The sequence below is a fragment of the Moorena sp. SIO2C4 genome (genome assembly GCF_010672485.1).
Lineage (GTDB): Bacteria > Cyanobacteriota > Cyanobacteriia > Cyanobacteriales > Coleofasciculaceae > Moorena > Moorena producens.
In genome coordinates, this window is sequence record NZ_JAAHGN010000089.1 from 1 (window position 1) to 12187 (window position 12187).

Consider the following 12187-nt stretch of genomic DNA (forward strand, 5'->3'; position numbering starts at 1 on the left):
ATTATTTTATTATATCGAATAGCGAACAGGCCAAGAGTGTGGGAAGTATGGGAAGTGTGGGAAGTGTGGGAAGTGTGGAGAGATGGGAAGATGAGGAGATGGGGAGATAGCCAGATGAAATTGATGTCCAGATTTGCCTGAGCTTCTCCCAATGTGGCCTTAGCTTCAGTCAGTCTGTCGAGAGACTCAACCCGCAATTCAATTAACTCCAAGCTAGAAATGACAGCAACCGCTTGACCTTTCTTGACCCTCTGACCTGGTTTGACCAAAAGTTTAGCAACTGTACCGGGAATCGGTGCTGTTACTTGCGCCTGTTGGTTGGGCTGGGTTTCAATTTGCCCCGTGGTTTGAATACCAATATCCAAAAACTGCCTAGAGACGGATTGGAGTTTAATCCCAATTTGACTAGCGGTTGTGGCATCTACCTTAATTCCTTCGGGATTGCTGGTGGCTTCGGTTCCGCTTTGGAACTCATTTCCATGCCCGGCATGGGCGAAAACAGCAACTGGTGCGATCGCTATCACCAGCAAAAAGGTAAACGTTGAAGCCAGGATTTTTTCTGTCTTGTGCATAATGGATCAGTGCTTTTGATGCTCAGCAGAGGGTGCAAGTAGTCACCATAGCCTCCACCCAGATACCTAAGGTTTGCATCCAGATGGTCATTTGCTGTCGTCTTGATTAAGTATCACAAGCAAATATGAAATCAGGATGAAATTTTAGGTATCAATGAAATTATTTTTTTTAGGACTTTGGTAAGCCTTCAGCTTCTGAGAGTAGGAAATTGATTTGTTAATTATTTTTTTTAATTAATGTCACAATTTAATTCTATGTTTTAGAATTAATGGTTTAGGCTACGTGTAGTAATTGTGATACTTTTTGATGCCATATTCTAGAATTGCTACTCGCTATTCCCTGCTCCGAAATTCCCTTTGCTATTACATACATTGACTATAGGTGCGTGCAGCTTTAAGCTAATTTATCCACAGAAAGTTACACTCTGCCCCGCTTTGTTTCGCGCATATCGCTACTATAGACAAAGTATCCAGCGAGAAAAGACAGATGAGAGTACTGCTAGTTGAAGATGAGCCAGACTTGGGTGCTGCAATTAAGCGAGCGTTGAATATAGAGAAGTATGTGGTGGACTTGGTTGTTAACGGTACTGAAGCTTGGGGTTATTTAAACAATCACGAAACCCAATATACCTTAGCTATCTTCGACTGGTTGCTACCAGGGCTATCCGGACTAGAGTTACTGCGTCAGTTACGCTATAGTAATAATCCCTTGCCTATTTTGATGCTAACGGCAAAAGACCGCCTGGAAGATAGAGTGATGGGTTTGGATACCGGAGCCGATGATTATTTAGTCAAACCGTTCCTAATGGCAGAGTTGCTAGCAAGAGTTAGAGCCTTGCACCGGCGAACACCCCTACTCCAGCCCCAACAACTTCAGGTGGGTGACCTTATTCTAGATTATGGTAACCGAACGGTTTATCGTCTTGCTGCTAACGGTGAGAAACTCCACGTTCCACTCACGAATAAAGAATTCCAGCTCTTAGAGTATTTTATGAAGCATCCCAATCAGGTGATGACCACCAACCAAATTCGCAATCAACTTTGGGAAGTGAATGCAGAACCAATTAGTAACGTAGTGGCGGCTCAAATGCGCCTGCTACGTCGGAAACTCGAATCAATCAACTCCAGCATTCCCATTGAAACTGTGCATGGTTTGGGGTATCGTCTCAATCTGAAAAAATAATGAATCAAAATAAGCTATTTAACCAGACTCGTGGAAAATTAGCACTTTCCTATGCCATTGTCATGGGGTTTATTTTGAGCTTGTTGGGATTTGGTGTTTACAGAGGGATCGCTCATACCCATTTAGTCACTTCAGACCGGGAGTTAAAATCCGTTGCGGGGACACTCCATGATAGTCTGGAATGGAAACTCAAGGAACCGGGACGGGTAGAGCCAATAATTGGGGAACTTTTACCTAATCTGTGTATCGTTGGAGTTAACTGTTCTAAACCACTGGTTAGTCCCCAACGCCACATCCTCAGTGCTGTTAGCCAAGCTCACTACTACATCCGGCTATTTGATACCTCAGGACGTTTAATTGCCATTGCAGGAACTTACCCAGAGGGATTACCCCAGGTGTTTAATCAAGCACCTTGGCAAACCCTGTCCGATGGTAAGGGCAACTCCTATCACCAAATTTCTCTATCGCTACATACTCAAGATCAGCGGGATTGGGGGTATTTGCAGGTGGGGCACTCTTTCCAATACCTCAAGGAGTACCTCAATACGGTAAAATTAATCTTGGTATTGGGGCTGCCAATGGCAATGATCTTAGTCGGCAGTGGCAGTTGGTGGTTAGCAGGGTTGGCGATGCAACCTATTTACCAATCCTACAGACAGATTCAACAGTTTACCGCTGATGCTGCCCACGAGCTACGGACACCGATAGCTGCGACACTGGCAACGGTTGAGTCGGCACTTTTGATGCCTAGCTTGGATCAACAAGAAGCACGAAACATTCTTGAAATTGTTGAACGTCAAAATCAGCGGCTGACTCAGTTAGTTGCGGATTTGTTGTTGTTGTCTCGCTTAGATAGACAACCAGCATCTGTACGTCACCAGACATGCTGTCTCAATGACCTGGTTAGCGATTTAGTTGAGGAATTGGCAGCCTTGGCAATCGCTTCCGAAATTACACTGACATCTTCGGTGCTAGTGCCAACTCCTCTGGAGGTTGTGGGTGATTCTGAGCAGCTTTATCGCCTAGTTTCTAATTTAATTATTAATGGTATCCAATACACCCCTGTGGGTGGTAAAGTAACTGTTATTTTAGACAAGAGCGACCAACACGCGGTGATCCAGGTAGAAGATACGGGGATTGGTATTGCCCAAGAAGACCAAGGGCGAATTTTTGATCGCTTTTATCGAGTCAATAGCGATCGCTCTCGTCACACAGGAGGTTCCGGATTAGGGCTGGCAATTGCTAATGCGATCGCTATTGCCCACCACGGTAGCTTGCAAGTATACAGCGAACGAGGTGTTGGTAGTAGGTTTACTCTTCGATTGCCCAAGCCAGTTACTTCCTTCGATAAGGAACACTTTAGTGCTCCAGTTTTTTTCCAATCAAACTCCTAAGTGAAGCATGAAAGATAAAGTAAAAAAGGCAAATATTGAAGGATAAACAGATATAGCTCAAACGATACCAGTTATTTAACAACCAATAAATTAGACTATTTCATCCTTCATGATTAATACCTAATACCTAATACCTAATACTTCATCCTTCATACTTAATACTTAATAAGCTTATTTTAAAATACTGCGCAGCATCCAAGCCGTTTTCTCGTGTATGCTCATCCGTTCGGTCAACAGGTCAGCTGTGGACTCATCGTTAGCACGTTCAGCGGCTGGGAAAACAGACCGTGCAGTTCTTACCACTGCCTCATTGGCTTCCACTAGCAAGCGCACCATGTCCTCAGCCTCCGGAACATCGCTGGTTTCGGGGATAGAGGATAATTGTGCATACTGACTGTAGCTGCCAGGAGCAGGATAGCCTAGGGTACGAATCCGCTCTGCTACCGCATCCACTGCTAAAGCTAACTCATTGTACTGTTGCTCAAACATCAGGTGTAGGGAGTTGAACATTGGTCCAGTAACATTCCAGTGGAAGTAATGGGTCTTCAGGTATAGGGTATAAGTGTCGGCTAGTAGACGAGACAGTCCCTCAGCAATCTCTTTGCGGTCTTGTTCATCAATACCAATATTGACAGGTACAATCGTTGCCATAGTACTCTCCTAAAGGTTTCTAGTCCAAACTAATAGTAGCGACGGTCAGCTTTAAACAGCTTAACTTTAAGCAATTCGGGTTTCCTTGGGAATTCACCCAAGGTATGAACTTATTTTTGTCCCAAAATTGCTAATTTTCACGCTAAATGCCGTTTTAAGACGGAGCGAGGAGCGCGACGCACGCGGCACTTAATGGTTTTTTTTCCTAAACGCTGGTGTGCTTCGTAACGGTGGCAACCAGAAAAACCATAGTATAGCCCATCTACTTCTAACACATCAATGGGTTCGCGCAAACCTTCTTTGGCAATTGATTCCATCAGCGCCGCCACCTTGTTTGGATCATTTTGTCGTGGTAGGGGACGTCGAATTTGCTCTAGAGGAATTTCTGTGATGTTTACCATAGTGCTAGGACTTTGTCAATTTAGTTTTGATGATAATGGGGTTGCGGGTTAAGCGTTAGGAGTTGGGTTAATGGTTTTAGTTGCGTAGGGTGCGTGATAAGACGGGTTAGCCCTGATTTTCCGCCTCAACGCCTGGGTTGGAAAAGTCCGTCCGAAAAGAGCAGAAACGGGCAAGATGCCCATTCCACCCACCGGGTCAAACAGCAAATATGAGATGCACCCCTAATCTAAGCGTGCCTAATCCCTAATACAAGAATTCCCGTAGGAACGAGGTTCGGGTAAAATAGGAAAAATTTACCAAGGGCTAATGAATCAAGCCAGTTTTAATCCTAATGAGATTACTGTGCCCAATGGCTGCTTCTTTGGCTTGCCCTATTCGGTTGAGGAGGCTTCAATCGTTTTCCTGCCTGTTCCTTGGGACGTGACCACATCTTACCGAGAGGGGGCGGCAAACGGTCCCCAAGGAATTTTAGATGCTTCGGTACAGCTAGATTGGTACGACTTTGATGTACCCCAAGCTTGGGAAATCAGGTGCGGGACTATACCGATTAACTCAGCTATCCAAGACCAAAATCGTGCCATGAGGTTGATAGCTAAAGGGATTATTCAGTATTTAGAAGCTGGTGGCAATGTGGATGATGATGCGATCGCAAAACAGTTAGCAATCGTTAATCAAGCCTGTGCTGGTCTCAACAACTGGGTTTACACTCAGGCACTGGAACTGCTGGAGCAAGGCAAGCTGGTTGCCATCGTCGGTGGCGATCACAGTGTTCCTCTTGGGTTAATGCAAGCCCTAACACAGCAACACGATGAATACGGGATTTTACAAATTGATGCCCATGCCGATCTCCGGCAAGCCTATGAAGGGTTTACTTACTCCCATGCCTCGATCATGTACAATGCCCTGACTCTACCTCAGATTAATCGTTTAGTTCAGGTTGGCATCCGAGATGTTTGTGAAGAGGAAATGTCTTGGGCAAACAGCGATCGCCGGATTGTAGTGTTTGATGACTGGCAGCTCAAAGCTAAGACTTACGAAGGTATAACCTGGGCAGCCCAGTGCCAGGAAATTATTGCTAATTTACCGAATAAAGTTTATATTAGCTTTGACATTGACGGATTGAATCCAGCCTATTGTCCCAATACAGGTACTCCTGTGCCGGGAGGATTGGAATTTAACGAGGCAATTTATTTAGTGCGATCGCTAGTCAAAGCTGGAAAAACTATTATTGGTTTTGATCTGTGCGAAGTTGCTCCTGGAGACTCTGGGGATGAGTGGGATGGTAATGTTGGGGCTAGAGTTTTGTACAAGCTTGCCTGTTTGACTAGGTATAGGGCGACTTGCTAAAAAAATCAGAATAACTCAATTTTTATCAAAAGGGAGAGTTTGAGAGGGAAAAAAATACCCCTTGACGAATAGTTTGGGGATGAATTTTCCCTTTCAAATAGTGTTAAGATAAAAGAGAAAGGTCTTAAAAAACTGGGAATTGACCTTACTCAGCTACCCCCGGTGCGGGGGAAAGTTACGCCCTAGGAGATAACAATCTATTTGGTTGTGCCTGGGAATCCCCATCCAAGACGGTTGGGGAAGTTCAACTGACTGCTGTCGCCTGGGTAGCCAAATGTGTCTCTTTCAACTGCTCCAGTAAGGCTTTTCTTTGGTCATAGAGGCGTTTTAGAGGACGAGGCGCTACCTTAGCTAGGCAGTAAGCTGTCAGTAGGGGCATAGCAATGGTCGAGTCGCAATAAACCACTACTGTTTCTGATAACTTCTGTGGATCAAGCTTGCACCAAGAGACCGCCTCCGATGGGGTTGCTCCTGACAAACCCCCTGTGTCTGGACGGGCATCAGTTACCTGAAGAAAGTAATCATGCCCCTTCTCATCAATACCCAAGACTTCTTGAAGATACGGTTCCGTCTGCAACATAAAATTTTTCGGCGAGCCACCTCCCAAGATCCAAATTCCACTGGCTCCCCCATGGTTTTTAGCTGCCAGTACAATTGCTGCCGTTTCATTCACATCCAAGGACACATCAATGACTGGTCCGGTTCCCTGCAACCCTAGCGCTGCTAAATTCATCCCAATCGAACTATCTCCAGGGCTGGAGGTATAGATGGGGACTCCTAACCGATAAGCTGCCGCCAGCAGGGATTGGTTTTTCAGTCCCAATGTCTGCTCCCGTGCAGCAATGTACTTACCGCAGAGGTAGTGAAACTCTGCCGTTCCCATTCGACCCTTAAACTCAGGCTGTTCAATGATCTGACGAAAGAACTTATCCGTTGATAGCAGCACGTCATAATCGAAGAAAATGTCATAGATCCGAACAACCCCTTCTTTCTGCAATACCACATCACTGATATCGTGCCGCCCTTGATGGAGTTCCAATCCGATGCCAAAGTGAGTGTCGTGGTAGAGATTGGCTCCCGTAGATACTATCCAATCGACAAACCCTGCCTCCATCAGTGGGATCACTGCGGCCATTCCTAAGCCTGCGGGGGTTAATGCTCCTGTCAAACTTAAACCCACCGTTACGTTGGGCTGCAACATCCGCTCTACCAATAATTGGCAGCCTTCTCGTAATCGACCAGAATTGTAGGCTAGAAACGTCTGGTCGATCAACTCTGTGATTGGGATTTGTGCCGTAATCGGACGGGGAGCGATTTTACGCCCTTGCAAAAAGCGATTTTCTTTGGTGGGCATGTTAGTCAAATCACTGGAGAAAACTTGCGCTTAACGACCGTTATAACTTAATGAGCAACATTCTGTAATCTCAAGATTGATGGTTCATGATTCATGAAACTGAGCACCAAACTCTATAATTTTTTTTAGCTTTCCCTACAATTAGAGTTACTAGGTAAGTCCTGAGCTTAACTTGCGAGGGGGTTTGGGGGATACATCGACTCCCCCAGTATTTTTCTCACCCCTTCAAGGGGTGAGAAAAATACATCTACGAATTTGTGTATTGATGGTAGACTGTAATGTATGTTGATGATGAACTATCGCTACCGAATCTATCCAAGTGCGAGCCAGCAAGTTCAAATACTTGAGTGGTTAGAGACTTGTCGCGGCGTCTACAACTACGCTCTGAGGGAGTTGAAAGACTGGTTGGCAAGTCGAAAGTGTGATGTGGATAGATGTTCTTTGTCAAAGGAATACATCATCCCAGCTGATACTCCGTTCCCTAGCTACCATCTTCAACAAAATAGTCACGAACTCAAATAGGTATAACTCCTCAAACTCCGCTCATAATTTTCCAGCAGCCGTTGAGATTCTGCCAAAGTAATTCGGTTCTCTTGCAACGCCTGTTCTGTGCGGCGGCGCATACCTTCCACCAAATCTTCAGCATCATACTGCACATAACCCAAAACTTCCGTGATTGTATCTCCCTTAACCACGTGTTCAATTTCATACCCTCTGGGGCTTAATTTGATGTGAACTGCGTTACTATCACCAAAAAGATTGTGTAAATTCCCCATAATCTCTTGGTAGGCACCGACTAGGAAGAAACCCAAATAGTAGGGTTCTTTGGATTTGGGATTTGGGATTTGGGATTTGGAATTAGAAATTCTCTCTGGCTCCTCGGCTTTGCGCAAAGGATGTAGTTCCAGCAACGATTTAACATCCCGCAGGTCAATAAATTGGTCAATCTTACCATCACTATCGCAGGTAAGGTCAGCCAGGATCCCCCTTTGAGTTGGTTCTTCATCCAGCCGATGGATGGGCATAATCGGAAATAGCTGGTTAATTCCCCAGCAATCTGGCACTGATTGGAAGACTGATAGGTTGACATAATAAATTGATGCCATGATCGTTTCCAGGTCTGCTAGATCCTCAGGAACATAGTCTTGTGTTCTGATAATTTCCCGAATCTTTTGACAGCACGCCCAATAAAGCTGCTCGGCTTTAGCCCGCTCGGTAATGCTCAGATAGCCTAAACTAAACAGGCTTTTTGCTTCTTGGTTAAGCTCGATGGCATCATGATAAGCTTCCTGGTAATTCTCAAGGTCGATAGTACAGTAAGTTTCCCAAAGATTTCGGATAATTAGATGGTCTTGTTCCGTTGCCAGTGGAGGGGATTGAGATTCGACATCACTGGTACTCAAAACATCAAAGATCAGGACTGATTGATGGGATGCGATCGCACGACCACTTTCACTAATGAGTGTTGGTGCCGGAATTTGATGTTCCTCACAAGCTTCCTTCACCGCAGCCACAATGTCATTGGCATAGTTCTGCATGTTGTAGTTTTTGGAGGCATGGAAGTTTGTTTTGGAGCCATCGTAATCCACTGCCAACCCACCACCTACATCTAGATACTGCATATTCACCCCTAATCCCTTGAGCTCAGCATAAATTTGGCTGGCTTCGCGAATAGCATCTTTAATTGCGCTAATGGCAGAGATTTGAGAGCCGATGTGGAAGTGCAACAGCTGCAATGACTCAAGCATTCCAGCCTCTCGTAGCTGGTCAATGGTTTGGAGTATTTCTGGAATTTTCAGACCAAATTTAGCTCTATCTCCTACAGAGTTTCCCCAACGACCCATGCTTTGTGTACTCAGTTTGGCTCGCACCCCCAGCACTGGTGTGATGCCTCCTAACTCAGCAGCTACCTCGATAATTAGCTGCACTTCTTCTAGCTGTTCTAGGACAATTATCGGATTATGTCCCAATCGCCTAGCTAAAAGGGCAGTTTCAAGATATTCCCGGTCTTTGTAGCCGTTACAAATAATTAGGGAATCCGGAGTGAGCAATGTTGCTAGAGCAATCATCAATTCAGGTTTAGAACCGACTTCTAAACCAAATTGATAAGGTTGACCAAAATACACGACATCCTCTACCACATGTCGATGCTGGTTGCATTTAACCGGAAAGACTCCTTGGTAACGACCAGGGTATTTGTAGCGAGTAATGGCTTGGGCAAAACAGGCGTTTAATTGCGCTATCTGGTCTGCCAAGATATCTGAAAAATGGATTAATAATGGTAGTCCCAAGTTGCGCTGCTTCAGGGATTCTACCAGTTCCAACAAATCCAACGAGCCGCCCCCATTGCCTTTAGGGGAAACCATGATATGACCAGCAGTGTTAATGGCAAAGTAGGGTTCTCCCCAGCCTTGGATCTGATAAAGCTCCTCACTTTTCTCAATTGTCCAAGATTTAGAGGTCTTCTGATCTTGGTTCTGGTTAGGGATTTGAGAACAGGATGAGTCTATCAACTTAACACCATAATCTGTAGGATTTTGAGTCGAGAACCCTGTAGTAGTCTCATTAGTAGTCTCAGTAGTCGTCTCAGGGGTTAAATACTCTTGAAACTGGGATTTACGCTGTAGTGTCACCAATAACCTCCTTAAAGACATTGGTCGAACTGACAAGCCATGCTAAAATGCCGTCAGCGTGTTTTTTAACTAATCGTGAGCGTCGATGTCTAAACCATCTGGTCATCAGGCTCAAAAGCAAGATTATTTCCAGTCCATCCAAAAGCTAATATACAATTATCAGATTGCTGTTTGGGTTGGGCTTTGGGTTGTTATGGTCTTAGCCGGTAGCATAGCAACTATTGGTCTGATTGATCCTGGACCGATTGAGGAAGAAGCCAATAATCCACAACCAGCTCTGGCTCAACTGCGGGCATCAGCGGCCAAAGAGGCTGTGCCTCTGTCTTTGTTTGGTGTTGTTGCTGTAGGCTGCGCCAGCGGTTGCTTATTGCTTACTCAGGCTCTAAAATTTCCAAGCCGGAAAACGAAACCGAAAAGACCGATAACATCTAGTGTCAGCAGTAGAAGGCGACGCCGTAATTCTAGACGCCGTAAGGCTACTAGCAAACAACAACCAGTCAAATCATTACCATTATTACCATCACAAAACAAGAGTGATGACCAACAGACCGAGGTAACGGTTTTGCCACCAGAGCCTACTGATCAGACCAATCCTCAAGACGAGACTCTTGCCAACATGATGGATATGCGTAAGCGCCGCTCTCTGTCTTCCTTGATGCGGGATCAATAATCAGCTGATGCTAGTGGTGATTTATTTAATGTGCCCTTAATTTGCCCTTTGTTCACTCTTGACGCTTGACGGTTAACCGTCAATTGTTAGAAGTTCTAACCTCTAACAGGGATTGCCAATCTTTAATCGCTTGCTGTGACCAAAGCCAGTTCTTGCTCAAGGCATCAGGTTTGAAGTTAATGGGGTCATTGGTGAGCACCAGTTGCCGTAGCTTGAGGGATCGTTGGGACAAGCTCGCCCGCTTAGATCCGTTTTGTTCTTGAGCCGATTTCCACAAGCCTAGCCCTAAGCCAGCATAGGTATTCCATTTTTGGGAATTGCTGGATTTTCCAGATCCAACTGTTGTAGGTTTCTTGTTGCTACTCCTGTACAATGCATCATACCAAGCTTGGTTAGCTCGCTCGTATTTGCCTTCAGCGTAATAGGCAAACCCTAGGGCATTGCGGTAAGTCCAAGAGTCAGGTTCTTGTTTGACTGCTCTTTCCCAATAACGTCTGACATCATCGAAACTGTATTCATCCGAGCCTGTCTGGATCGACTGCCATGCCAGACGCCCTCTTAAAAAACTCACCATTGACTTATTCAATTGTTCTGAGGGAACTTCCTGAAGGGCAGCAGAAGCCTGGGGTAATGCACCCCGGTCTAGCAATGCCCTGACAGCTTCGGTTCCTCGAATAATATTCCCCTCACTGAATGCTTGAATTGCGATCGCTGTGACGGTCTTAGTCTTAGCCTTTGTCAAATTCACATTTGAGTAATCAACAGGTTTGGAGAGACCTGGTGGTAATTGTCTGCCTAGCCCAGGACTAGGAGGGTTCTGGAAAAACCAAACCCCCAAAAGTACCAAGGCCAGAGTTCCCGTTGCTCCTAGTCCGATCCACACTGGTGAACGTGGTAACCTTGAACCCTTCTGTTTAGGATTAGTGACCTTTTTCCCCTCAAGTTCTGCTGTAGAATCCTCAAGGTTTGGAGCTGATTGGGTTGAGCCCTCGCTAGACAAAGCCGCTGTCAGGGTTGCAGCTGAAGCTTTCGAAGCAGCAGGTAGTTGACTTGGGGTATGGACTGGTAAGTTCTTCTGAGCAGCCTCTGAGTAAGGGTTTTGGGATAACCCCTCTAAATTCGATGCTGCTATTTGTGATTCCCCACCCTGAGCCTCTGTATTGAGCTGATCCAGCAATCCCTTAATGAAAGCAGCGGGATCGTCTGCTTCTAGTTCATGGGATTCTAAACCCGGTGTTACACCAGTGAGACTTTCATGGTCATACTCAGCTTCTCCCCTAGAGACAAGAGCTGACTCTTCCTCAAATTCTGAGAATGTGGTAGAATTATTATCTGCTGGTGGTGTAAAAAACGCCTCTTCTGGGTCTAACCCTACAGACATTCCAGGAGGATCGGGCAGACTAAATATTTGAGTTCGGTCATAACTGTGGTCATCATTGGTCAGGAAACCATCAAATTCCGGATGCAGATAGAGAACAGGTAATGCCCAATAAAGCTGGTTCGAGCCATAAGCAGAAATGAGTCCTTGTCTAGCTCGCGAGAGGCTTAGGTCAATGGGATAACCCTGATTGATGTTACGGTATAATAGTCGGGTTAGGGTCAGGGCTACCTCATCGGGAATACGCTCTGCCATGGCTAGAACACCAGGAATACCGCGCTTAACCAGTGCTTGGGCGAGATTTTGATCGTTACCGTTTTCTTGGGTATGTGAAGCAGCTGTATGAGCACCACGACAGGAGTTGAATACAGCCAGCTGGACACCATTATTAACTAACAATCCCGCTAGATCATCACCCCTTACGGTCTCTGTCAAACCAGTTTTTTTACTAACCAGGTAGACATCACCACCTGATTCCCCTAGGTTAGAGTGACCAGCATAGTGGAAGACTTGATATTTTCCTTGTTCCAGGGCTTGGGTTAACTGTTCCCGTCCTGGCTGTTCCAGAATTGTCAGATGAATCGCTGGGGGTCATTGGGGTGA

General features: G+C 45.5%; 9 protein-coding genes and 2 pseudogenes. 5 read left to right on the forward strand and 6 right to left on the reverse strand.

What is annotated here, in order from left to right; translation table 11 throughout:
* A pseudogene (locus F6K20_RS07495) lies at window positions 1-572 on the reverse strand (hypothetical protein); the annotation flags it as partial.
* Window positions 573-1059: 487 nt separating this feature from the next.
* Between F6K20_RS07495 and rppA the strand changes: the two are divergent.
* Together rppA and rppB are read left to right on the forward strand one after the other, a co-directional pair.
* Window positions 1060-1755 (forward strand): two-component system response regulator RppA, encoded by a 696-nt coding sequence (gene rppA / locus F6K20_RS07500; protein ID WP_008186212.1) that lies wholly within the window; start codon window positions 1060-1062, stop codon window positions 1753-1755.
* Window positions 1755-3149 (forward strand): two-component system sensor histidine kinase RppB, encoded by a 1395-nt coding sequence (gene rppB / locus F6K20_RS07505; protein WP_008186210.1) that lies wholly within the window; start codon window positions 1755-1757, stop codon window positions 3147-3149. The genes rppA and rppB overlap by 1 nt, the downstream gene beginning before the upstream one ends.
* A gap of 171 nt (window positions 3150-3320) precedes the next feature.
* Here rppB and F6K20_RS07510 read toward each other — a convergent pair whose 3' ends face one another.
* Window positions 3321-3800 (reverse strand): Dps family protein, encoded by a 480-nt coding sequence (locus F6K20_RS07510; protein ID WP_008186208.1) that lies wholly within the window; start codon window positions 3798-3800, stop codon window positions 3321-3323.
* A gap of 137 nt (window positions 3801-3937) precedes the next feature.
* Window positions 3938-4201: a ParB N-terminal domain-containing protein gene (locus tag F6K20_RS07515; RefSeq protein WP_008186206.1), complete on the reverse strand. Its 264-nt coding sequence runs from the start codon at window positions 4199-4201 to the stop codon at window positions 3938-3940.
* Window positions 4202-4508: 307 nt separating this feature from the next.
* Between F6K20_RS07515 and F6K20_RS07520 the strand changes: the two genes are divergently transcribed.
* Window positions 4509-5549: an agmatinase family protein gene (locus F6K20_RS07520; protein ID WP_008186205.1), complete on the forward strand. Its 1041-nt coding sequence runs from the start codon at window positions 4509-4511 to the stop codon at window positions 5547-5549.
* 244 nt (window positions 5550-5793) lie between these two features.
* On the opposite strand, the gene F6K20_RS07525 is transcribed toward F6K20_RS07520, so the two are convergent.
* Window positions 5794-6903: a homospermidine biosynthesis protein gene (locus F6K20_RS07525; RefSeq protein WP_008186203.1), complete on the reverse strand. Its 1110-nt coding sequence runs from the start codon at window positions 6901-6903 to the stop codon at window positions 5794-5796.
* 282 nt (window positions 6904-7185) lie between these two features.
* On the opposite strand from F6K20_RS07525, the pseudogene F6K20_RS07530 reads away from it, so the two are divergent.
* A pseudogene (locus tag F6K20_RS07530) lies at window positions 7186-7410 on the forward strand (helix-turn-helix domain-containing protein); the annotation flags it as partial.
* On the opposite strand, the gene speA reads toward F6K20_RS07530, so the two are convergent.
* Window positions 7410-9557 (reverse strand): biosynthetic arginine decarboxylase, encoded by a 2148-nt coding sequence (speA, locus tag F6K20_RS07535; protein WP_008186202.1) that lies wholly within the window; start codon window positions 9555-9557, stop codon window positions 7410-7412. The pseudogene F6K20_RS07530 and the gene speA overlap by 1 nt on opposite strands.
* A gap of 64 nt (window positions 9558-9621) precedes the next feature.
* Here speA and F6K20_RS07540 point away from each other — a divergent pair, with 64 nt between their 5' ends.
* On the forward strand, window positions 9622-10206 hold the full coding sequence (locus F6K20_RS07540; protein WP_008186201.1) for a hypothetical protein: 585 nt from the start codon (window positions 9622-9624) through the stop codon (window positions 10204-10206).
* Between the two features lie 79 nt (window positions 10207-10285).
* Here the strand turns inward: F6K20_RS07540 and F6K20_RS07545 are convergent, their stop codons facing one another.
* Window positions 10286-12166: a CHAT domain-containing protein gene (locus F6K20_RS07545; protein WP_502708820.1), complete on the reverse strand. Its 1881-nt coding sequence runs from the start codon at window positions 12164-12166 to the stop codon at window positions 10286-10288.
* Between the last annotated feature and the right edge of the window lie 21 nt (window positions 12167-12187).

Coding starts and splice junctions, on each gene's coding strand:
- rppA (WP_008186212.1), top strand. CDS start 1,060: ATGAGAGTACTGCTAGTTGAAGATGAGCCAGACTTGGGTGCTGCAATT.
- rppB (WP_008186210.1), top strand. CDS start 1,755: ATGAATCAAAATAAGCTATTTAACCAGACTCGTGGAAAATTAGCACTT.
- F6K20_RS07510 (WP_008186208.1), bottom strand. CDS start 3,800: ATGGCAACGATTGTACCTGTCAATATTGGTATTGATGAACAAGACCGC.
- F6K20_RS07515 (WP_008186206.1), bottom strand. CDS start 4,201: ATGGTAAACATCACAGAAATTCCTCTAGAGCAAATTCGACGTCCCCTA.
- F6K20_RS07520 (WP_008186205.1), top strand. CDS start 4,509: ATGAATCAAGCCAGTTTTAATCCTAATGAGATTACTGTGCCCAATGGC.
- F6K20_RS07525 (WP_008186203.1), bottom strand. CDS start 6,903: ATGCCCACCAAAGAAAATCGCTTTTTGCAAGGGCGTAAAATCGCTCCC.
- speA (WP_008186202.1), bottom strand. CDS start 9,557: ATGTCTTTAAGGAGGTTATTGGTGACACTACAGCGTAAATCCCAGTTT.
- F6K20_RS07540 (WP_008186201.1), top strand. CDS start 9,622: ATGTCTAAACCATCTGGTCATCAGGCTCAAAAGCAAGATTATTTCCAG.